Genomic DNA, 23,773 nt, shown 5'->3' with positions numbered 1-23,773 from the left:
TAAAAGTTGAGAAAGACCCAATAAAAATTACTCAAAAGGCGAGGAAATTGGGAGGTTTGGGTGTAAAAGGAGCAGGAGGTTAAGATGTATGGGGATAGGAAGGTTGAGAAGCATGGAATTACTTCCTCGCGTCCTATCCCCCAACATCCCAATTTCCTTGCTCCCTTACTTAATATTCCCCTTCTTCAATTCTTTTACTGCATAATCTACCGCCCGGGCGGTGAGGGCCATGTAAGTGATGGAAGGGTTTTGAGTACCTGTTGAGGTCATTGCAGCCCCATCTGTTACAAAGACATTGGGTGCCAAGTGCATTTGGTTGAATCCATTCAAAAGGGAGGTTTTGGGATCTCTTCCCATGCGCACTCCGCCCATTTCATGAATATCCAATCCCGGAGCCTGCTTGTTATCCGATTTTCTGATATTAATGCAGCCTGCTTTGGTCAGCATTTCTTCTCCCTGCTGGAGAAAATCTGCCAAGAGCTTTTCGTCATTATCATCGTAGGCCACATCGATTTCCAGCTGAGGAATCCCCCAAGCATCCTTGTGGTCAGCACTCAATCGGACTTGGTTGCTTTCCTTGGGAATGGTCTCACCCTGCATCATCATGAATACCGACCAAGGTCCGGGAACGGAATTCGCTTCCTTGAATTCTGCCCCAAAAGGCAAGTCTCTCGCTCCTCCCCAGCCCGACCTTCCGGCCGAATAAAAGGTCATATACCCCCTGAGAAAATCCGTTTCCTGCTTTTTCACGTTTCTAAAATTGGGAAGCATTACGGCTGTGGGTCTCCGGCCATAGTAGTACTCGTCCTCAAAGCCTTCGAAACCAGCACTCAAAGTGCCCCGATAATTATGGAAAGCAATGTATTTCCCAAGTAAACCGGAATCATTCCCGAGTCCATTGGGAAAGCGATTGGTCTGAGAATTCATCAGAATCAAGTTGGTATTCAAGCAGGCTGCGTTGAGAAAAATCACCTTGGCAAAGTACTCTTTGGCCTCCTGAGTCACCCGATCGATGACACGTACTCCGGTGACCTTGTTTCTTTCTTCATCCCAAATCAAAGAATGAACGACTGAGTCTGGCCTCAGAGTCAGATTGCCTGTTTTGGCTGCTGTGGGCAAAGTGGAAGAATTGCTGCTGAAATACCCTCCAAAAGGACATCCCCTATAGCACTGATTCCTCGCCATGCATTGTCCTCTGCCCTGAGCGAGATGAACTTCCTTAGGCTGCGTCAGATGGGCACATCGCCCGATGACAAACTTTCGATCTCCATAGGCATCCAAGATCCGCTTTTGAATTTCTTTTTCCACACAGTTCATTTCCCATGCGGGGAGAAATTCCCCATCGGGCAAGGTATCCAAACCATCGTAGTTCCCGCTGATTCCCACAAATCGCTCTACGTAGCTGTACCAAGGAGCAATGTCTTCGTAACGAATGGGCCAATCCACGGCAAATCCATCTCGAGCCGGGCCTTCAAAATCATACTTGCTCCACCGCTGTGTCTGTCGTGCCCAAATCAGGGATTTGCCCCCGACCTGATAGCCCCGCACCCAATCGAAAGGCTTGGTCTGTACATAAGGATGCTCGGAATCCTTGACAAAAAAATGCTGGGTATCTTCCTTGTATGCATAGCAGCGGTTGACTACGGGATTGTCCCTTTTGTCTTCCAAAGTTATCTGATTGCGATGAGGCATCTCCCAAGGATTGGAAGTCATGGTAGGATAGTCTTTCAAGTGCTCCACTTGTCGACCTCTTTCCAAGACCAGGGTTTTAAGGCCCTTTTCGCATAGCTCCTTGGCTGCCCAACCTCCGGAGATCCCCGAGCCGACTACAATTGCATCAAATTGATTGGAATTCATTTGGGAAAAATAAAAGAAAAGAAGAATACTTTTTTAAATTTTTTAAAAAAGTTTAGATTTAAGTCTCCTTCCCTTTTACTACCAAATACCAGTCATTTTCCAGTTCCAGATACCCGTAATCGTAGCAATAATGATAAAGATTGCCTTTTTTGTTTTGATAAGTATGGGTAAAAAAGCGGAAATTAAAACCTTTCCTCTGAAGCTTTTCTCTTGGTACTTTAGCTAAATCTTCTCCAGAAGAAATACAGCTTTCCAAAATATTGCGGTTTTTCTTCAGCGCGTAATTGATATTTCGGATTAGATTCGTGGAAATGGCATTTTGAGAATAATTGTAAGTATTGCGGCAGGAATCATCACAAAACTTCTTATCCAATCGTCCCTGAATGGGATTTCCGCAGTGTAAGCATTGTTTTTGTTCAGCAAGCATAACCAAAAAGTTTATTTGAATTTAGGGAATTAGTTTAAAAAAACAACTGACATGGCATCATCTCTTTTTTGCAATTATTCTTACCACTGCAGACTGACCAGAATGAAATTCCCCTTCCTCCAATTCTGTCTCCAGCTCCTCATAAATAAGAAAATCCATTCCTTCAAAGTCTTTTTTCAATTCCTCCAAACTGAATAGCATAGATTCCTCTTTTGGCCCTCCAGCCTTTTCATTGATTGTATTGAATCGTAGGTGATCTTTGGAAAAGCCCTCCAAAATCAAAATTCCACCCGGCTTCAGAAACTGTATGAGTTTTTGATGGAAGCTTCTTCTTTTTCCCTCAGGGAAATGGGCAAAAATCAAGACCAAAAGATCAAAGGATTCTGAAGGGGAGGAAAACTCCTCCAATGAAGCTACTTGATAATCCAAAATTACCTTTGCTTCCTTAGCCAGCCTTTCGGCTTTTTTCTTTGCCTCTACGGAAAAATCAAAAGCCGTGACTTGCCATCCCAGTTTGGCAGCAAAAACCGCATTTCTCCCCTCACCCTCAGCAGCAAAAAGAGCCTTACCGGGAATCAGCTTTGACAACTCCTGAGCAAGAAATCTATTGGGCTCTTTTCCATAGGCATAGACATCGACCTGATATCGTGTATTCCAAAATTCTTTCATCAATAAGCAGTAAAACCTTGGCGAAATAAAGGATAAAAACTTCTGAAAGCTGTAAATTATATCACATAATCCAGCACCCTATGTCTCTCCACGTCATCCTCGGCGCCAAAGGCAACATTGGCAATGCGATTTCCCAAGAGTTATTTTCCAAGGGAATTCCTGTTCGTCAAGTCAGCCGAAACCCCAAAAAGGTGAATGAAAACGATCAACTGGCACAAGCTGATTTACTGAATGCCCAGAAGGTAGCCCAAGCCGTAAAAGGGGCTGAAGTAGTCTACCTCTGTGCCGGCATCACCTATTCGGCCAAAATATGGGAAAGAGACTGGCCGGTTATCATGAGAAATACGTTGGATGCCTGCATCTCAGAAAAATGCCGATTCATCTTTTTTGACAACATGTATGCACTGGATCCCAATCAAGTGGGCCACCTTACAGAAGAGACTCCGATGAATCCACAAAGCAGGAAGGGAAAAGTCCGAAAGCAAATTCTTGAAATGCTCTGGAAAGAAGTGGGGGAAAAAAGGCTCCAAGCGATGGTGGTTCGAGCAGGAGACTTTTATGGTCCAGAGGCCAAAAACAGCTTTTTGCACGAACTGGTCATCAATCGGGTGAAAGCCGGGAAAAATCCCCAATGGACCTATGCGGGAGACAAAAGGCATGCATTCACCTACATCCCAGATGCCGGAAAAGCCACTGCATTTCTTGCCCAACAGGAAAGTGCATGGAATCAAACTTGGAATCTCCCAACCGACCCCAGCTACCCAAGTGCCCAAGAAGTCACCCAAATGCTCAACGACAGATTGGGAAAAAACACCAAGCTTAGCGTCATGCCCGGATTTTTGGTCTGGTTGCTGGGTTGGTTTATCCCTCCTCTTAAAGAAGTGCGTGAGCTCAAATACCAAACGGCTGAGGATTACCGTCTGGACTCCTCCAAACTGGAAAAAGCTTTTGGAATCAAACCCACCCCCTTTGCTGAGGGGCTGGAGTCCTGTCTTTAATCCACTTTTAATTTCATTCGGTAAAGGACCAAACCCTCCTCTTCTGTGGAAGAAAGACTGGGATTTTTCACTGCTATCAGCTGTCCCTGCTTATCCACAACCAATTGGCCGTTAACTCCTCCAGGCAACTCGATTCCTGTGGCCAATACGGTAAGATTCTGATCCAAAACGGCCAATAAGGGAGGATTGAGTTGATAGATTTTTTCGGGATCCAATCTTCCCGATTCATTTTTTGCCTTAGGAAAAACATCCTCAGCGATCCCATTTTGATACTGAACCAAAAAGTACGCTCCAATCGGAAAAATATCCCGTACTGTTCCGGGCATTTTCTTTCCATAGCTTTCGTAAAATGAGGAAGCCTGATTCATTGGGACAGGATCATATCCTACCCAGCTTTCTAAAGGCAGAATAATGGTACGCTGATAGACAAACTCCCCTCCTTCATCCTTGTAGTGCAAAATCTCCGGCCTAATCCAGTCCAGAAGATAAAAATCATTCCCATTTAGATAAGGGACCAGAACCAGGCTTCCATGGAATTGTCCGTCGAGAAACTGAGCTTCTTCAGGAAGCGACACCATAAATTGGAGGGAATCACCCTCTTTTTGGAAGGCAAAAAGTGGATCTGAATAAGTTTTGCTGTAAAACTCCTCGTTAAAACCTCCCTCAAGCTCACTTTCCGCCATAAAGCGGGGATAGAGATATCCTCCCTTCCAGGGAATCAGGGTTAATTTGGGAAGGAAATTGAAGGAAGTGTAAGCATAAGGAATGGACAATTGATCGACCGGATTCCCATTTTCATAGAATAAAAATCCTTTGGAATCAGTAGCCAAAGCCACTTTTCCATCGGCATAACCCATGCCCAGAATCATCGAAACCGCATTAGGACCATCCCAAGGTATACTGTCTTTCCTCAGAATTTCCCCTGATTCATCCACTTCCAGGTAGTGATAATACGATTCATTGGACAGGAGGTATTTTCCCTTGGACGCATCGTAATCGATGAGGTATCGGGGTTCCAACTGGTCGATCACCAAGGAGTCTTCCAATACCAGTGAAAAGGTGGGAGGTCTTTCTGTAGCCGAAGGACCGCAGGAAAACAGAAAAACTGCACTTGAAAAAAGGCAAAGACATTGGTTTTTCATAAAGAGATAAGTAAGAAAATGAATTTCTTAAAATTAGAATAAAAATCGGTGAATCAAATCCTGAAGTTCGGGAATTACCCTTTCTTCAAACCAAGGATTTCTTCTCATCCAAAGCCGATTTCTCGGTGAAGGATGTACCAAAGGAAAAAATTCAGGCAAATACTCCCCAAAGGCCCGAACTGTCTCAGTTAGATTCTTTTTTCTGCGATCCTCCAAATAATAGGCATGAGCATAGCTGCCAACCAATAAGGTGAGTTGAATCTCCGGCATAAGTCGCCTTAGCTGACCATGCCAGGTAGGAGCGCATTCAGCCATAGGTGGAAGATCCCCTCCTTTTCCCCTGCCCGGATAGCAAAATCCCTTCGGCATAATTCCGAAAAGTTCAGGTCGATAAAAAGTCTCCCGATCTACTCGAAGCCAGCGCCTCAATTCCTCCCCGCTGGGATCATTCCAAGGAATTCCCGAGGCGTGAACTTTGGTTCCCGGTGCCTGACCGATGATGAGGATTTTACTTTTTGGATCCACACTGAAAACAGGCCTTGGTCCCAAGGGTAGCTTTCCTTCACAGATGCGACAGGACTTGACCTGATGAATAATCTCGGAATTTGGGGAGGGATTCATGGTTTAAAATGAGAAATAGAAGAAATCAGCATCACCAAACCCATCCTTAAGGTCTGGGCTCTCTACCTTACTTATTCTGCCATTCATGTCTCAAAGCTTACAATTGGACGAATATTTTAAAGACTTATTCAAAATAAATAGACTTTTCTCCCAGAATTTTATAAATTTTCATATCTACTACCCTGACAAATAGCCATTTGACAAACAAATAAGCTGGCACTGAGTTAACACCACATTGAATTCGCTTTTCTTATCCACTTAGATTGACCACCATGAATTACCGAACTCTACTCCCAATTATTTTGCTGACTTTTTGTGCTTCCTGCTTTTCTTCCAAAGACTACGTGACGGATTACGATTACAATTACACCGGTTCATTCAAAAGGTACAAGACTTTCGCCTTTGTCCAGTCGGATGACATAGATACTACCGTCATTGCTCCTGTACTCAATGCCACCATCGGTGCCAGACTGGGATCCCAGGGTTTTAGGGAGGAAATTTCCAAGGCAGACATGCTGGTCAGCTACAAGATTTTCACAGACTCAGTACGCTACAGAGGCTATGTCCAGCCTGAGTTTGATTATTGGCTCAATCGGACAGGAATGACCTACCGAAATGCTGAAGGAGAAATCGAGCGGGAACAGGAAAAAGACGAAACTTACAACATGGTCAAGTATGCTGAAAACAAAGGAATGCTGGTCATCTATGTGATCGACAGCAAAAAAGGCAATACGATTTGGCAAGGCTATACTGCGGCAAATTTCGATTTTGAATCCCCCACTTTTGCTTCGGATATCACCAGAGCTGCCTATCGGGTAATGAATGAGTTCAAGATTTTAAAAAGAGGGGAATAATTCCCCATTTTTTTTACCGAATTCCCCAACCTGTCCAGGTCTGGGGATTTTTTTCTTGCTTTTCAAAAATAAATAACCCAGTCAAATCCTGCTCAATTCATTCCTGTCGCACATTTTGATATTTTTTTAGTGGTAGAATAGGACAGAACCCTTTTTTGGTAGGCCATTTGAAAAATTGTCAATTAGCAACAAAACAAGTCTACCATGAAAAAATCACTCATCCTTGCCGGAGTCTTCAGCCTTGGACTTATGGCCTCCTGCGTCTCCAAAAAGAAGTACACAGAATTGGAAAGCAACCTATTCAGTACCCAAGCTCAGCTCGCCTCTACCAACCAGGAAAAAGCTGAACTGGAAGAGAAAATGGCTGTCATAGAAGCACGGGTAGCCGAATATAACTCCAGGATCAACTCTCTCCGTGAAGTGAATGATCAGCTGAACGAAGCCAATAGCTCGATGCTTACCATAGAAGGAGCAGCGGTAATGTCGAAAAACTCCAGACAAAAAATGACCGAAACGCTGGCCAAGGTCGATCCAGCCAAACTTGCCAGCGCAAAAACCCTCGAAGATTCGGTCAATCTGGCGATAGAGTACAATATCAAGCAGAATATCACAGCTGAATCAGAAGGTAGTGAAAATGATGTGCAGATTGACATTGACAAGACCGTAGTCATGATCAGTGTATCTGACCGTCTTCTCTTCAATACGGGGAGCTATAGATTGAACTCCAAAGCCAATCCACTTCTAGCCAAACTTGCTGAAGTCATCAATGCCGAACCATCTCTACAGGTAATGATCGAAGGGCACACCGACCCTAGAACCATCTCCAATGCAGTGCTCCAGGACAATTGGGACCTGTCTGTGAAAAGAGCAACATCCATCGTCAGAGAACTACAATTGAAATATGGAGTGGCTCCGGAGAAAATGATCGCAGCAGGCCGATCCAGCTACATGCCGATTGTAGAAAATGACTCCAAAGAAAACATGGCTTTGAACAGAAGAACACGAATCGTATTGATTCCAGACTTGGATATGTTCTTTGCTATGCTTTGATCAAATCGAAATTCTATATCTTTTTTTAACTACCCCAATGACAAAAGAGCGGGCCTTTGAAGCCCGCTTTTTGTTTTCCATCTGATTAGCCCAAAAAATCCAAGGTCCCCAGTGCATATCGCATCAGGATATCCTGAAAAAAGAGCGTGTAGACTGCTTGGGCCTGATCCGCTTGCGCCCTTACCAGCTGTTGATTGGCAGTGGCCATATCGACAAAAGTCGACAAGCCCAACCTGAACCTTTCCTGCACCGCTTTGTAGGCTTCCTCGGCGGCTTGTACCTGAACTTGGGTATTTCTTTCTTTTCGAAGCGCAGCCTGATAGTTTTGATGGGAAAGCTTTACATCCTGGTAGATTTTACGGTCAGTGGCTTTTTCCCTCAACACCTGATTTTGGTAAGCCACCTTACTTCTTGCTACATCCAGTCTGCTCTGAAAATTGGAAAAAATCGGAATGATCAGGTTAAAGCCCAGGGTGTTCTGAGGATAAATTCTCAAAAACTGCTCCTGAATAGAGCGGTCATCCAATGAGGTAAAGAAGGTATTGTAATTGTAAAAAGCATTGATTCTTGGGTAATACATGGCTTTGGTAGCCTTTAGATCTTTTTGAAAGGAATCTTTTAGCAAGCTCTGCTGTGCCTTATCAGCGCGATTTTGAACAGCCAAATCATACAATTCCTCTACTCCATATTCCTGAAATTCCTTCAAGGCTTGTGCCGGGTCAACAGCCTCCAAGAAGGGAACCACTCCGGGATCAAGCTGTAGGTATTCTGTGAAGGTCCAAAGGTCATTTTCAAGGGCGATTTCGGCATCCACTTCCACGGATTCTACCCGAGCTACTTCGGATTGTTGATTGTATAAGTCAGAAACTGTACGAATCCCAGCGTCCACAAACCCTTCAATCTGACGAAGAATCTCTTTTTGGTTGGCTGTATTCTGCCTTGCAATCCTCAACAACTCGATATCAAGCAGAACCTGAAGGTAACGCCCTGCCACATCGAAGGTAATTTGCTGCCTTGCTCGTTCCAGCCCTTTTTCTCCCGCTTCGTAAGCAAGTTTGGCAGATTGAGTGTCCAAAATGCGTCTTCCTGAATTAAATACTGGAAGGTTGGCATTGAGATTGCCACTGATGATGTCATTGGTCACATTGGTGACTACGATTTCCCCCTCCACTTGCTGAAACTGCTGACCGGATTGCCGGAGAAAGTTGGAATTGACTCCCAAAGTAGGCAAATGGGAGAGCAGGGCTACCTGCTTTTCCTTTTGCAAAACTTCCATTTGATTGACCTGAATTTGATAGTCCAGGTTCTTTTCCAAAGCAATATTCACTGCTTCCCTGAAATTGAGTTGGAGGGTATCTTGGGCCACCCCCTTGGAAATACCACCTGATGCAAGGAGCATCAGCAGGATATGTTTAGCTAATTTTTTCATCTCTGTCTATTCTTCCATCTACTAAATGAATCAATCGGGTACCGTAATCTGCATTTTCCCGGGCATGCGTTGCCTGAATGATCGTGGTTCCTTCTCTATGCAAATCCTGAAACACTTCCATGATTTCTTTGGCTTGGGCTGAATGAAGATTGCCGGTGGGTTCATCGGCCAAGAGTACTCTTGGGCGTCCGGCTATAGCCCTCGCTATCCCCACCAACTGCTGCTGACCACCGGAGAGCTGAGCGGGAAACAAATCCTTTTTGGCGACCATATTGAAGCGATCCAAAAGCTCAGCAATGATGCTTTTCCGTTCGGATGAAGCTACTTTTCGGTAAAGAAGTGGAGTCTCAATGTTTTCATAGACTGTGAGTTCATCAATTAGATGGTAGGCTTGAAAGATGTAGCCAAATTCACTCTTGTGAAGACTGGAGCGCTCTTTTTCCTTCATTTGTCGGATGTTTTTTTCTCCAAAAAGGAAATCACCACTGTAGTCCTCGTCCAAAAGTCCAAGAATATTGAGCAGGGTGGATTTCCCAGCCCCTGAAGGCCCCATCAAGGTGACAAACTCTCCTTCCTGGATAGTCAGATTGATTCCTTTCAGGAGAAAAATCCGCTGAAATCGGGATTCGATAAATTTGTCTATGTTTTTTAGTTCGATCATGAAATATGAAATAAGTCTATTCTGATTTTAAAGTTTTGGAGGGGTTCAAGCGATATACTTTCCAACCTCTGTAGCCAATGGTAACCGCAGCGAGAACCAAGACTATGGCTACAGCCATCACATAGGGAGACCATCCTATGGAAGTCTGATGGGCGAAGCCCTGCAGCCAAAGCTGGGAAAACCAAATTCCAAAAGCCGTCGCCAATACTGCAGACAGACCTAAAAGCTTGAGAAAATCTTTAGCCAAAACCCAAAATACATTTACCTCAGTCGCACCGAGGACTTTTCTGATGCCGATTTCACGGGTTCTTCTTAGGGCTACATAGGAGACCAGCCCCATCAATCCCATCAAGGCGACCAATACGGAAATACTGGAAAAAATTCCAAAAACCAAGCCCACGTTTTGCTCGGACTGATAGAGCTGTTGATAGGCCTGATCCACAAACTGGAATGCGAATGGTCTATCGGGAAATACCTTTTTCCAAGACGCTTCCAAACTAGTCAGCAGAGGATTCAAATCACCCTCCGAAAGCTTGACCAGCAAAGTATTTGCTTCATCCTTTTCTAGGAAAATGGCCAACGGCTCCACCTCATGATGCAGGGAGTTGAAATAAAAATTGGAGACAACACCCTGAACCACCGAAGGACTGCCTGCGAAGTTGATCTTTCTTCCTATCGCTTCCTCCGGAGTCCAGGCAAGTTCCCGAAGTGCCGATTCATTCAGCAGAATGGGCAGTTCTACAGAATCCTCAAAAGCTTTTCCTCTGGAATAATCGGTTTCAATAAATCCTCTTCCGCTAATCAGTTCTATCCCTAAAGTGGGCAGAGCATCCTGATCTACCGCATAGCCTACTATGGCAAATTCTTTCTGAGCATCGCCTCCGGGAAAAATACTATACCCCGCTTTGATATGGATAGGAAGCGAAGAAGCCATACTGGAAGAAGTAGCTGCCCCGGATCTGGAAAACTCCTGCTTGAGAGCGTCGATAGAATTCCTCATGGAATAATGGTAATTCAAAGCGATCACCCGATCTTTCTCATATCCAAGATTGACTTGTTGCATATACTGAAGTTGCTGATTGACTACCAGAGTTGCTATCAACAAGCCCATGGAAACAAAAAACTGAAATACCACCAGGGATTTTCTCAACCAGACCCCTCCCCCTGCTTTGATCTGATTGGTAAGCGCCCGAATAGGTTCCATTCCGCTCAATACCACTGCCGGATAAAATCCAGCCAAAACCCCAACTCCCAGTACAATCCCCAAAAGCAGCACGATTCCTGCAGGAGTAAATACCAAATCCAAGGGTAATGGAATTCCGATAAGCTTGTTGAATTCAGGAAGCAACAACCCAATGACTAGCAGGCTGAGAAAAGCTGCACTAATGCTGAGCATTACCGACTCTGAAATAAACTGACCAAAAAGCTGGACCCTTTCTGCGCCCAAGCTTTTTCTGAGCCCTACTTCCTTGTTTCTTTCCGTGGATTCGGCTGTGGCCAAGTTGACATAATTTATAATTCCGATAGCTAAAAGCAAGATGGCCACCAAACCAAAAATATACAGGTATTTTACATTGGTTCCCGGCTTAATGGAGCTGAGAGACTGGTCACCCATGTGAATACTAGTCACAGGAATCAGGAAAAAAGAAAAACTAAACCCATACTCCTGAAATTCAGTCCCCAGATTTTTCAGAACCAATTGGTCCAGTTTTGATTCCAAAGCCTTCGGATCTGCACCTTCCCTTAGCTTCACATAGGAATAATAATTACTGGGACTCCAGGATGGCTCTTTCCCATGCCGATGTGTTTTGAAAGAAGCCAAAAAGTCAAAATCCAAATGAGAATTGGAGGGAAAATCAACTATCACTCCCGTGACCAAATAGTCTTTTCCATCTACTTTCAAGCTTTTTCCTTCTGCATTTTGAGGACTTCCAAAAAGACGGTTTGCGGTACTTTCTGTCAATACGATCAGATTTGGCTCGGAAAATAAGCGTTCTTTTTGCCCAACTAAAACCTCAAAATCAAATACCTCCAAAAACCGTTCATCCACAAAGGCAAACTTTTTCTCTTCTTGACCACCCTGCCCCAAATCCACCAACACCGAAGAGAAAACACTCAGGTCAAAAACCAAAGTCCCCGTTTCCGCCTCAGGGATCTCATCCAGAACAGTCGGAATCAAAGAAGATGGGGACATGCTCGCCAACTGAGCCTCCCCTCCAAACTTGAATTCCTGATTAAACCTATAAATCCTGGAATAGTCCGTGTACATCCTATCGTAGCTCCATTCATGATAGATGTACAGAGATATTGCCAAAAAACTCACCAAGGCAATAGTCAGCCCAAGCAAATTGATTCCGGTATACAACTTCCTCTTTTGAAGGTTCCGAAGAGCTATTTTAATGTAGTTTTTCCACATGGCATTGGAAGAATTTAAAATGGAAACATGGGAAGATTCAGCCCAATCAATAACTAATACTAAGTCTAGTTGTATTTTCAGGAGTAGGTTTATCCTGATTTTCTGAAAACTGCAACTGACCACTCTTGATCTTTTCCACTTTTATGCCATAAAAAAAGCCCCTGAAATCCCTTCAGAGGCTATTTTTGGTAAATCAGGTCTCAATTATCTCGAACATTTTTGTCCGCCAGCGAACAAATCAGTGGGCAGTTTGCAGTAGGAAGTGTTCAGAGTACAGTTCACCGTTTTTTCGCTATCTCCATTCACAAATATTTAAATTACCATTTCTGCTTTTCTCTTGCTTCTGGCGTCTTGATTCCAGAAACTTGTTGATGGCTTAAAACTTCCTATACTTCCCACCCAAATACTTATTGGCTTCTTTTTCTGCAAATTTGGCCTTTTTACTGTTCCAGTGCAGGGTTTGGTTCGGGAATCGACCGGCAATCACGCCGAGCAAAATAGTCTCTGTCAGTCGTGCAGAATATTCGAAGGGAGCCGAACATTCGCCTTTTCCGAGGCAAGCATCCACAAATTGATGGTAATGCTTTTTACTTTCACCAGCATAGTCTTTCACCGGTGCTCCCAAGTTGAACGGCGTCACATCAAACTCCTTGTATTGCCCATCTACAATCCATTTGGGCAACTGCTGGAAATGAGGGAGCAGCAATCGACCTTTTTCTCCCAAAAACATCGCTCCCTGATCCGGAAGCTCATCTCCATTGGGAAGCTTCAAATCCTCATGGTCTGCCGGAGCACCGGGACCATCATACCACACCCACTTCAGGGTCTCTGCTGTGTAAGGAGTGGCTGGAAACTCATAAGTCACGATGTTATTTTCCGGAAATCCATATCCTGTGGGTTGACGACACTCATTAGTGATAGTCATCGGCACATCGAGCTGTAGAGCATTGTATGGCGTATCAAAAATATGAACCCCCATATCTCCCAGCGTACCACAGCCAAAATCCAGAACTTTTCTCCAATTGCCGGGATGATATTCGTTTTCCTTGAAAGGACGCTCCGGGGCAGTTCCCAGCCAAAGATTCCAGTCAAGATTTGCCGGAACAGGATCGCTGCCTGTCGGGGTAGGCTGATCAGTACCCCAGTTTTTGGGTGACCAAGCCCTGACGGTGTGGACCTTTCCGATGATTCCAGATTGGATCAGTAGCGTAGCCAACTTGTAGTCGTAGAAGGAATGAACCTGAATCCCCATCTGAGTGACCAGATTTTTCTTTTCGGCCAATTTCTTCATCGCCCTGGCCTCAGTGACATGGTGGGTCAGGGGCTTTTGGCAGTAAACTGGCTTGTCCATTTTCATGGCCATCAAGGAGGCAGGTGCATGGGTATGGTCAGGAGTAGATACGATCACCGCATCGATCTCATCTTCCATTTCCTTGAGCAAAATGCGGTAGTCCGCATAGGTTTTGGCATTGGGATAAAGAGAAGTTGCGTTGACTAGCGCATTTTTATCCACATCGCATAGGGCTACTACCTCCACCAGCTCGTGGGAAGCGATAGCTTTAAGGTCTTCCATCCCCATGGCTCCCAGGCCAATATGTGCGGTCCTCAGTTTACCGGCCTCTTGAGCTTTGGCCAATAGGCTGGGAGCCAATGCCAAACCCATCGCACCAAGGGCGGATCTTTTGAGGAAGTCACGCCGATCGATTACTTGGAATTTCTTAGTCATTTGTTAAGGTTTATGCTAAAGGTTAATTCAATTCTTTGATTCTGATATTTCGAAAGTGAACCACATCACCATGGCCCAAAAAGCCGATACGACCCGAAGATCTTTGCAATCCTGGATGATCCCTGCCATCCAAGGTTCCGTTTTTGCTGGCTTCCAGATAATCCCCTTCCAGGATGGTTTCCCCGTTGAGGATAATTTTTATCTTGGGATGCTCCACGATGACCTCCTGCAGATTCCATTCTCCCACTGGCTTTAAAAAGCCCTTTTTAGCAGGAATTACTCCGTATACCGAACCATGAAACTGATATTCTTTCAGGTTTTCGTATTTCTTGGCGGTATTGTCCAAAATCTGGAGTTCTTTGCCCACGTAGGCTGCATCTCCTTCCAATGGAGCATGAATCCCAAGACCATTATTCGCTCCTGGAGTAAGCTGGAATTCAAAACGGAGAACAAAATTTCCGTATTCCTTTTCTGTAAAAAGGTTACCTCCTCCTCCGCCTTTCGGATCGATGATGATCATTCCGTTTTCGGCTCGGTAGGAAGTTTTATTTCCTATCCATCCATCCAGATTTTGACCATTGAAAAGAGACACAAACTCAGGCTCTGAAATCTGCTGGGCTATACCTTCAGCATAACCAAAGTTTAAAATCAGAATTAGACCAAGGAGGATTTTTTTCATAGGAAACCAACTTTATCCCTCAGGAATGGAAAGTCCTGTAAGATAATCGACTGCTTCCGTTTTTTGCAACCCGACTAAATAAAAAAAAGAGAAAGTAGGGAAAACTTATTTAAAATTTTCAAAAAAGATCAAAACAAACCTGCCTCAACAGATCGGAGAGGCAGGTATTTAGCTTTATTCATCTTTGAGAACTTGGGCTGGGTTGGTTTGGGCAGCGAGATAGGAATGGATGCCGACAATCATCAGGCATAGGGATAGCAAAGCCAATCCTCCCAAGCCAAATTGAAGGTAAGGCATATCAATTCGGTAGGTATAGCTTTGTAAAAACGTCTTTGCGAGCCAATACGTAGGAAATGCCGCCAATCCAATGGAAATTAAGATAAGAACCAGATAATCACGGCTGATCAATGCCAAAATTTGAGTAACGCTGGCTCCCAGAATTTTGCGAAGAGAGATTTCCTTCATTCGCAAGGAAATAGTGAAGGAGGAAAGTCCGAAGAGACCCATCCCGGAAATCAACATTGCAATAACACTTGCAAAACCCAAAATATTTCTGATCCTCAGATCCTCTTCATAAAAGCGCTCGATCTCCTCATCCAGAAATTTAAAATCAATTTCTTCGTAAGGATAAACCTCCGAAAAAGCTTCTTTAAGACTCGTCAATCCATTCGACAGGTTAATTCCTTTTCCTAGTTTTATGGAAATTACATTGTAATAATCAGGAGCCTGAAAAAAGATCATCGGCATGATTTCCTCCTTCAAAGACCTGGAGTTGAAGTCTTTCATCACTCCAACAATAATGCTGGACTCCTGACGGAAAGCGATTGAACTGCCCAAAGCCTCTTGGGGGCTTTTATAGCCGGCATCTCTCAAGAATTGCTCATTGACCAAGACTTCATTTGGATTTTGTCTCAAATTCCTACCTGCAAGCAAAGTCACTCCATTCACCTGAACAAATGAAGAATCCACATTTTTGACTTGGGTGAAAAACTCCACCTCAGCCGAATCTATCGGCACCCTGACATCCGATGTCCAAATTCCTGCGGAAGAAATTGCATCTCCACCCAAACTCGCCCCCTCCACAAAACTCATTTGGCTGCTTCTTTCCCGAAACAAGGAAGCCTTCTCTATCCCTGCCATAAAAGGAAGATGGGCGTAGACTACTGCATCTTTTTCAAAACCTACCGGCTGACTGCTTACATATTTCATCTGGGAAGAAATCACCATAACCATAACCAAGAAAACCATCGAAGCAGTAAACTGTAAAACGGTCAAGTTTTTTCGTAAGAATACCCCAAAGGAAAACTTTCCGGAACCTTGCTTTTCGCCTTTCAATGCCCGCTGAGGCTGATAGTTGGCTAAAATCAAGGCCGGGTAGATTCCAGAAACAAAGGTCAATCCCAAGCTGAAAAGGATGAGAAATGCCAGATTCACCGCAGAAAAATAAGTGATCGTGAAGCCCTCAGGAAGGTAGGACTGGAAAGCTTTGAGAATCAAGTCAGAAAAAATCAATCCAACCAAGGAGGCAAACAGTACCATCAGGTAGGTCTCGGATAGAAATTGAAAAACCAATTGGTTTTTTCCACCGCCCAAGGTTTTTCTGATTCCCACCTCTTTTGCCCTTCCTATTGCCTGCGCTGTTTCTAAATTGATAAAATTGAGACAAGCCAAAATAAGAATGATTCCCCCAATGATCAAAAGACCTTGAATGAGCGTCTTGGAAGCGCCTTCATTGTCAAAAGGATAGGAGAAATGCAGTTCGGACAATGATTCAAACCCAAAAGTGGTTTTCCCATCTTCTTCATCTGCATAGTATTTTTCAGTGATTTTGTCCAAACCACTTTGGATTTCCTCCAGCCTGTAGTTTGATTGAGTCTTAAAAAAGAGCTGATTACTGGAATTTATATTGGTCCAGGAATGCACTCCATACCAATCTTCTTTCTCATTTTCCTTGATTGTAGAATAGGAGATAAAATCCTGAAAAATAAAGTCTGAATTCTCCTTATAATCTTCTACCACACCCACTATCGTGGTAAAAATGGAGTCAGTATCCACATACAAAATCTCCTTTCCCAAAATTCCATCCAAAGACTCTCCAGGAAAATAGGTCTCTGCACTCTTTTGGGAAATAATCACCTGATTGGGGGCAGTTAAAGCAGTATTCGGATTACCTGCCAACCATTTTCTCCGGAAAAGTCTAAAAAAACCTGGATCAGCAAAGGTGATATAGTCTTTTCTGCCAAAGTTCTTTTGAAGAGCTGGTAAGCTTGCATGAGTATTAGGAATAGTGTACAACTTTCCGGCTACTTCCACTCCTGAAAGCTCTTGCGAAAGCACATCTCCCAAGGGTCCCGGAGCGGCCGGATAGCTGTATTTCATTTCTCCATAATCGTTCTCCGTGACAATTCGATAGATCCGATCACCATCCGGGTGGAAATTATCAAAACTGTAAGCATGCCAAACGATATTGAAGATCAAAAAACAAATGGCGATCCCCAATGAAAGCCCAAGGATATGAATTCCCGTTCTCACCTTGTTCCGGAGTAGATTCCTCCAGGCGATTTTAAAGTAGTTTTTGAGCATAGTAGGAATTGGAAAATTGGAAGATTTGGGTTGAAAGGTTGTAAAGTTGGAATGTGGTAAAGTTTGAACGTGTCACAGGGATTGAAACCTTTAAACTCGCTTATTCTTTTCTCTTGCTTCTTGTCTCTTGCTTCTTGTCTCTAATATCTTGATACCAGATACCTGATACTTGATACTTCAATATCATTCATCCTTCAACGTATTCACAGGATTTGTCAAGCTGGCTTTGAGGGACTGCGCATATACCAGCGCCAAGGTAAATGCAATACCACCAATAGCCAGAATCACAAAGCTGATCCAGGAAGGCCATCCTTTTACGGCAAATTGATCCAGCCAGCCTTGCATCAGATAAATACTAAGAGGAAGTGCTACAATTACCCCGACGAGCGTGGTGACCATAAACTCTTTTCCAAAAAGCCAGGAAATACTCCAGCTCGATGCTCCGAGGACTTTTCGGATTCCAATCTCCTTAGTCCGTCCGGCAATCGACAAAGCCACCATGGCAAACAATCCCATGGCTGCAATCAAAATAGCCAGAGATGCCGCGATAAACACCATTTTCCCCAATCTACGGTCAGACTGGTACTGCGCTTCCACCGTTTCATCCAAGAAGGAAATATTCAAGGGAAGGCCCGCAAACTGCTTTTCCCACTCAGCCTCGATCACACGCCGAACCTGATTGACATCCCCGCCTGTAGCTCTGACTAATAGTTTAGGATTGGCGCTGGAATTGATCATCAGATTGGTAATCCCGCTGAAAACGGCCATGGGAGATTTGGCAATCATCACAGGCTCTATGGGTTGATAAAGAGAGGCATGATGAAAGTCCTTAACGACTCCGACGATTTGATGGGGTTCAAAATCGGTTCTTGGAAGCAGCTCCCCGGTAGGGTCATCCCAATTAAATGCGCGGGCAAATGCCTCATTGATCATCAAAGCACTGCTGTCGGATCCTACTGAAGGATTTATACTTCTTCCCTCTAGGACTTCCATGCCCAAGGTCTGCAGATAATCTCCTGCCACGAAATTGACTTTAAACGAAAACATCGTCCCATCCTCTAAAGGGAAAGCAACCTGCCAAAAGGCATCATCCCCATAGGTGGCCACAGTCAACGCCGTCGAGGCAATTTCAGTCCGTGAGGCCAAGGTCTGCCGAAAGCTTTCCGCAGTTCTGAAGCTTTCTTTCAAGGAGGTGACAAAATTTTGGGAAGGATAATCCGGCATATCCACGATCAAAATTTGATCCTGATCAAAGCCCAGATCATAATCCCGAATTTCGTTCATCTGATTGACCATGATCAAGGTCGAGGCGATGAGCAGGAAGGAGATGAAAAACTGAAAAGCAACTAACCCTTTCCTGAGGCCCTGCTTCCCAAAGTGGATGGAAAGATTGCCTTTTAATACCTTGATAGGCCGAAGTCCGGATAGAAAAAAGGCAGGATAGGCTCCGGCCAAACCTGAAATTATTAAAATCAGCCCTGCCAAAATCCCAAACTGTGCAGGACCATAGATGATGTCCAGTTCCTTTTGAAATAGATCATTGAAGGTGGGCAATATTAACTCCGCGAGCACCACACCAAGGACAGCAGCCATCAAAGTCGTCAAAAAGGCCTCGGTCATAAATTGATTGATCAACTGACTGAAGCTGGCTCCCATGGTCTTTCGCACCCCGACCTCTTTCGCCCTGGAGGTGGCCCGTCCGATAGCCATAGTGGTGAAATTGATACAGGCAATCAGCAAAACCAAAAAGGCAATTCCGGACAAAATCCACAACAGCGATTTCTGCGTAGTCTCCACTGCCCCATTTCCTGCACCTTCAGCAAAGTGCATATCAGCCAAGGGTGTAAGTGTAAAATAAAGTCCGCCCTCTTCGTAATCTTCGCCAAGAGACTTTTTCATAAAAGCCTCCATACTTTGATCAATAGATGCAACTTGCTCCGGGGAATTCAGCTTGACCAAATTAAATCCCCAGACATTGTACCAAGAAGCCAAGCTTTCTTCATCTGCAAAGAAATCCATGTTTGCGATAGGCATCAGGATTTCAAAAGGAATGGAATTATTTGCAGGAGGGTTCTTCAAAAGTCCTGTGACCCGGTAATCCACAAAGTCCTCCCCCATTTTCAGCTGGAGCGATTTTCCGATAGGGTCAGCAGTACCAAAGTATCGGTTGGCCGCTTCTTCGGTGATTACCACTGAATATTTGTCTACTAGCTGGGTAGAGACATCACCTTTGATCAAAGGAAAATTAAGCATTTTCAAAAAGTCAGAATGCACCAGACGGAGCCGCTGATTTTGGGTACTCTGATCCGGCAAGATGGCCTGCACATCTGCATTGGTCACTCCGGATATTGCTTCGATCTGAGGAAATTCTGCTCGGAAAGCGGACTCCAGGACTACCGGAGAAGAGTAGGATTCCTTGAGTTCCCCATCGATACGTTCATAGGTTTTAACTCGGTAGATCCGATCCAGATCCTGATGAAAAGCATCAAAGCTCAGTTCAAACTGGACAAAGAAAAAAATCAAAATGCTAACTCCCAGCCCCAAGGACAAACCGATCAGGTTGATTCCAGTATGGAGCTTGTGCTTGAGTAGGTTTCTGACTGCAATTTTGAAATAGTTTTTGATCATGGGTATTCTACTTTTTACAGAGAGAGATTATTCCAGTTTGGTGCCAGTGAAAAACTTCCATTTTGGGCCTTCACGGCTGTTTTCCTATTTGTTCCAATGATTTCACGGACAATTTTGTCCGCATTCGGGCAATGAGATAAGGCATTCTTATTCACTTTTCAGCGTTTTGGCCGGATTGACCAGTGCCGCTTTGATCGCCTGAGAACTGACGGTAAGCAAAGCAATCAGCAATGTCAACCCACCTGTCCAAATAAAGATGCTCCAGTCCAAAACCGTCCGATAATTGAATGTATTCAGCCAATCACTCATGAAATACCACGATACCGGCACGCCGATCAAAATGGCGATACCAACCAAGCGGGCGAATTCGGATGAAATAAGCCCAATCAAGTTGCTCACGGTAGCTCCCAGTACTTTTCGTACCGAGATTTCTTTTTTCTTTCGCTCAACAATAAATGCAGCCAATCCAAACAAGCCCATACAGGAAATGAAAATGGACAAAGCTGTGAAAATGGACGTAAGCTTGGCTGTCCTTTCCTGAGAAATGAATTTTTGTTCATTTTCCTGGTCTACAAATCGATATTCAAATGGGGCATCAGGATTGAATTTTTCGAAGGTATTTTGGATCTGAGCCATAGCCTCAGACAAATTGACTTGCTCATTCAGCCTCAAATGGATGAAATTCAACTCCCGGAAAGGTCCAAATACCGCAATGGGCTTTACCTCATCAAATGGGGACTCCATGATGAAGTCTTTTACCACCCCGACTATGGTGTAGTCTTTTTCGTCATCTCTGATTACCTGACCTAAGGGATCTTCAAAACCCAGTAGTTCGGCCATTTTTTCATTAATCATCATAGCGCTACTGTCACTGGGGAAGGTGTAGACATCAATCTCTCTTCCTGAAATCAATTCCATACCTGCCGTGGCAATTAAGCCAGCATCAGTCCCCATCCTACTGATGTTTGGCTTGAAACCGGGGTCTTTTCCCTGCCATTGCATTGCGTCTGTGTCGCTGTAGATATCCGTCAATGGAGAAAAGGTATAACTCACCGAAGAAATTCCTGGTAGACCGCTCAGTTCATTTCTCAGTGCTGATTTGTTTTCCCGCATTTTGGAGGTCACGGGATGAAAAATCAGTCGGTCTTCATTGATGCCGAGGTCTCTGTTTTGGACAAATCTCATCTGATCCCGGACTATCCAAGTGGAGGAAATCAGAATGACCACTACCGCAAACTGGAAAATCACCAATACCTCTCGGGGCTTGATCCCCAGATTTTTTCGCTGATCCATTTTCGATTTCAAAGCCAAAATCGGCCGATAGGAACTCATCAAAAAAGCAGGATAGCTACCCGCCAAGAGCCCTATGATCAATACATAAGCGGCAGAAATGATCCAGAAAAAAGGCTGATTCAAAGGTGTTTGCAACTCCTGACCGATTAAATCCCTAAATGAGGAAAACGTAAGCGAGACCAAAACCAAGGCGATCAGGTATGCCGAGAGAGCCACCATAGTGGATTCAGCCAAAAACTGCCCGATTAGCATTTCTTTTTGGGCACCGGAAATCTTCCGGATTCCTACTTCTTTGGATCTCCGGTCACTTTGAGCTGTACTTAGATTGACAAAATTGATTCCGGCTATGATCAGGACAATAAAAGACACAATGGAAAACATCCGGATCAGTTCAATTTTACCTCCTACCGATTGTCCATTTTCAAACTTGGACCTGAGATGCAAATCCCTGAATGGAAAAAGAAAATCAGAAATATCATCGTACGCTGAGTTGTCAGCCGTAAAGGACTTGAATTTATCATTGAATGATTCCAAAGAGGTGCCGGCCCGTAGCATAGCAAAACTTCGGTAGGAATTATTACCCCAAAAATCATCCACCCAGCCCATTTGCTCCAGTTTGCCGAAAGGCAAAAAGCCGGTGAATTCCAAAGTGGAATTTCCCGGAAAATCGGCCACTACAGCCCGAACTTCAAAATCAAGCTGTTTTTCTATAGTTACTGTTTTCCCCAGGACAGAGGTAGTTCCAAAAAGCTTTTGCGCCAAAGATTCCGTCAAAACAATACTTTCAGGCTGCACCATAGCAGCTATCGGATCTCCTTCCAAGACCTCAAAACTGAACATTTTGAAAAATCCCGGCTCAGTGAAAGTAAGCTTCTCATAATAACTATTTGCCTCGAAGCTGATCAGCATAGGATCCCATTCGGTGATTCTCGTGGCTTCTTCCACTTCGGGATATTGCTCCTTCAAGGCTGGCACATAGGGTGCAGGAGTGTAATCCCAAGAATTGACCTCTCCATTGGCGTGGTTATTTCTCCAAACTGCATAAATTCGATCAGCATGCTCATGGTATCGATCCACTGAGAGTTCAAACTGCACCCAAATCAGGATAAGAATAGAGGCAGCCATTCCTATACCCAAACCTACCACGGTGATAAAAGTGTAGCCCTTATTTCTTTGGATATTTCTCCATGCGATTTTTAAATAGTTTTTAAGCATGATTCGAACAATCTAAGGGTTTGGACCAGTGAGAAAAGCCAAAAAATAATTTTGGCCATATCGAATCATTCATGGATTATGCCAGGCAAAACCTGCATTACGTGTCTAATTTGACACATTTTTAACTTTTGTATTTTTTGTTTCGAACAAAATTGTCCGTCAGCGATCAATCCTGATTTTTTACGCTTTGAAAAAAGCAAGCGTAATTCATTTTCATGCCAGCCATGTCCAGTTGGACTTTCATCCCTTCCCTGAGGTTCATTCCCAATTGTCCGGTTTAGCCATCTCCTTATCCCCATGCCCCCTTATAGGAAACCGATCCAACTCCCTGCCCTAGATACCGAGATAAAGGACAGAATCGTATGTCCCGGTTTTCATTCTGATTCAAAAAATGAAGGTCTCTTGAAAAAAATCAAATCCTCCAATCCAGACATAAGGTCAGGAGGGAATGTTGGGAAAAAGAAGCAATAACCCTTTAAATTCTATATTGCCTATTTAATAGGTAGGAATTATCAGTCTACTGCTTAATTTTGGATGGAAAATACAGTCTAAATACTTCATGGAAAAATTGTTGTTGAGATTAAAGAATGAGCCATTTTGGACCATGTTTTTTGCTTTTGCAGGCATGATTTTTTTCCTGATGGTTACCCAAACCCTAACCCAGTCCATCAAAAGCTGGGAATTGGATACAGAAATGTTTTTATGGTTTTTATTGGTTGGGTTTATCGCTCAAAGTATCGACGGGGCATTGGGAATGGCCTATGGGGTCAGTTGCAACTCCATTTTACTGGGAATTGGAATTCCTCCGGCTGCAGCCTCTGCTTGGGTGCATTTTGCTCAGGTGTTTACCAGTTTAGCTTCGGGCATTTCTCATTGGAAGATGGGGAATGTGGATTGGAAATTGGCCAAAAAGCTTTTGATCCCCGGAGTGATTGGATCTATGGTAGGCGCATTTTTGCTGTCTAATGTAGATGGAAATATGGTCAAGCCGATCATTGCCGTTTATCTTTTAGTCATGGGATTTGTGATCTTAAAAAAGGCTAGAAAAAAACACCATGCTGTCAAATTCAACCGCGAAAGTAGAAGTCTTCCGGTATTGGCAACCTCGGGCGGATTTGCGGATGCGATCGGTGGTGGAGGCTGGGGTCCTATTGTAAACAGCACCTTGCTCAGCAAAGGAAAAATAGCCCGCTATGCTATCGGAACGGGGAATTTTGTTGAGTTTTTTGTGTCTTTGGCCAGTGCCTCCACTTTTTTGTTTTTCGTGAAGGAACTTAGTCTTGCCCCCGTCTTGGGACTTATCCTTGGCGGGGTTATCGCAGCCCCTTTTGCAGCTTATATCTGCAAATTGGTCAAACCCAAACACCTTATGGTAGCCGTAGGGATCTTGATTATTCTGTTGAGTTTGAGGACTTTTTATATCTCTATATTCTAAAAATTTGATTATCCGTAATTATGCCAGTTGCCGTATTCTCTTGGCTTTTGTGGCTGGAAGTCCGAAGCTTCCAAACCCTGAACCTCTGAG

Annotated in this window: 17 protein-coding genes; 4 read left to right on the top strand and 13 right to left on the bottom strand. The window is 44.1% G+C overall.

Annotation, left to right across the window (positions count from 1 at the left end; translation table 11 throughout):
* Positions 1-165: 165 nt before the first annotated feature.
* The 3 genes from AAA943_RS11820 to AAA943_RS11810 are packed head-to-tail and all read right to left on the bottom strand — an operon-like array spanning position 166 to position 2,953.
* Positions 166-1,857: a GMC oxidoreductase gene (locus AAA943_RS11820; RefSeq protein ID WP_338224462.1), complete on the bottom strand. Its 1,692-nt coding sequence runs from the start codon at positions 1,855-1,857 to the stop codon at positions 166-168.
* A gap of 58 nt (positions 1,858-1,915) precedes the next feature.
* Positions 1,916-2,284, bottom strand: a complete 369-nt coding sequence (locus AAA943_RS11815; RefSeq protein WP_338224461.1) for a DUF2116 family Zn-ribbon domain-containing protein — start codon at positions 2,282-2,284, stop codon at positions 1,916-1,918.
* Positions 2,285-2,341: 57 nt separating this feature from the next.
* Positions 2,342-2,953, bottom strand: coding sequence for a class I SAM-dependent methyltransferase (locus AAA943_RS11810; RefSeq protein ID WP_338224460.1), 612 nt, complete (start codon positions 2,951-2,953; stop codon positions 2,342-2,344).
* An 80-nt stretch (positions 2,954-3,033) separates the two neighbouring features.
* Between AAA943_RS11810 and AAA943_RS11805 the strand changes: the two genes are divergently transcribed.
* The gene (locus tag AAA943_RS11805) at positions 3,034-3,951 is read left to right on the top strand and encodes an NAD-dependent epimerase/dehydratase family protein (protein WP_338224459.1); all 918 of its coding nucleotides are present in this window, start codon (positions 3,034-3,036) and stop codon (positions 3,949-3,951) included.
* Here AAA943_RS11805 and AAA943_RS11800 read toward each other — a convergent pair.
* Both AAA943_RS11800 and AAA943_RS11795 read right to left on the bottom strand, forming a co-directional pair.
* Positions 3,948-5,093, bottom strand: a complete 1,146-nt coding sequence (locus AAA943_RS11800; RefSeq protein WP_338224458.1) for a hypothetical protein — start codon at positions 5,091-5,093, stop codon at positions 3,948-3,950. The two genes, AAA943_RS11805 and AAA943_RS11800, sit on opposite strands and share 4 nt — an antisense overlap.
* Positions 5,094-5,126: 33 nt before the next feature.
* Positions 5,127-5,714, bottom strand: coding sequence for a uracil-DNA glycosylase family protein (locus AAA943_RS11795; RefSeq protein WP_338224457.1), 588 nt, complete (start codon positions 5,712-5,714; stop codon positions 5,127-5,129).
* A 272-nt stretch (positions 5,715-5,986) separates the two neighbouring features.
* Between AAA943_RS11795 and AAA943_RS11790 the strand changes: the two genes are divergently transcribed.
* Positions 5,987-6,568 (top strand): DUF4136 domain-containing protein, encoded by a 582-nt coding sequence (locus tag AAA943_RS11790; protein WP_338224456.1) that lies wholly within the window; start codon positions 5,987-5,989, stop codon positions 6,566-6,568.
* Positions 6,569-6,772: 204 nt separating this feature from the next.
* Positions 6,773-7,618: an OmpA family protein gene (locus AAA943_RS11785; protein WP_338224455.1), complete on the top strand. Its 846-nt coding sequence runs from the start codon at positions 6,773-6,775 to the stop codon at positions 7,616-7,618.
* Between the two features lie 85 nt (positions 7,619-7,703).
* On the opposite strand, the gene AAA943_RS11780 is transcribed toward AAA943_RS11785, so the two are convergent.
* The 8 genes from AAA943_RS11780 to AAA943_RS11745 form a co-directional block, all read right to left on the bottom strand.
* Positions 7,704-9,047, bottom strand: coding sequence for a TolC family protein (locus tag AAA943_RS11780; RefSeq protein WP_338224453.1), 1,344 nt, complete (start codon positions 9,045-9,047; stop codon positions 7,704-7,706).
* Positions 9,031-9,708: an ABC transporter ATP-binding protein gene (locus AAA943_RS11775; RefSeq protein WP_338224452.1), complete on the bottom strand. Its 678-nt coding sequence runs from the start codon at positions 9,706-9,708 to the stop codon at positions 9,031-9,033. The genes AAA943_RS11780 and AAA943_RS11775 overlap by 17 nt, the downstream gene beginning before the upstream one ends.
* Before the next feature lie 16 nt (positions 9,709-9,724).
* Positions 9,725-12,124 carry an FtsX-like permease family protein gene (locus AAA943_RS11770; RefSeq protein ID WP_338224451.1) on the bottom strand — a complete coding sequence of 800 codons (2,400 nt, stop codon included), beginning with the start codon at positions 12,122-12,124 and terminating at the stop codon, positions 9,725-9,727.
* Positions 12,125-12,500: 376 nt separating this feature from the next.
* On the bottom strand, positions 12,501-13,850 hold the full coding sequence (locus AAA943_RS11765; protein WP_338224450.1) for a Gfo/Idh/MocA family protein: 1,350 nt from the start codon (positions 13,848-13,850) through the stop codon (positions 12,501-12,503).
* 22 nt (positions 13,851-13,872) lie between these two features.
* A complete protein-coding gene (locus tag AAA943_RS11760) occupies positions 13,873-14,529 on the bottom strand; it encodes a 3-keto-disaccharide hydrolase (protein ID WP_338224449.1) in 657 nt (218 codons plus the stop codon).
* A gap of 174 nt (positions 14,530-14,703) precedes the next feature.
* Positions 14,704-17,112, bottom strand: a complete 2,409-nt coding sequence (locus AAA943_RS11755; protein ID WP_338224448.1) for an ABC transporter permease — start codon at positions 17,110-17,112, stop codon at positions 14,704-14,706.
* A gap of 183 nt (positions 17,113-17,295) precedes the next feature.
* A complete protein-coding gene (locus AAA943_RS11750) occupies positions 17,296-19,740 on the bottom strand; it encodes an ABC transporter permease (RefSeq protein WP_338224447.1) in 2,445 nt (814 codons plus the stop codon).
* 147 nt (positions 19,741-19,887) lie between these two features.
* Positions 19,888-22,248 (bottom strand): ABC transporter permease, encoded by a 2,361-nt coding sequence (locus AAA943_RS11745; protein WP_338224446.1) that lies wholly within the window; start codon positions 22,246-22,248, stop codon positions 19,888-19,890.
* A 559-nt stretch (positions 22,249-22,807) separates the two neighbouring features.
* On the opposite strand from AAA943_RS11745, the gene AAA943_RS11740 reads away from it, so the two are divergent.
* A complete protein-coding gene (locus AAA943_RS11740; RefSeq protein WP_338224445.1) occupies positions 22,808-23,683 on the top strand; it encodes a sulfite exporter TauE/SafE family protein in 876 nt (291 codons plus the stop codon).
* Positions 23,684-23,773: the final 90 nt, after the last annotated feature.

This window comes from Algoriphagus confluentis, assembly GCF_036245625.1.
Classification (GTDB): domain Bacteria; phylum Bacteroidota; class Bacteroidia; order Cytophagales; family Cyclobacteriaceae; genus Algoriphagus; species Algoriphagus confluentis.
This window is presented reverse-complemented; position numbering and strand designations above follow the sequence as displayed.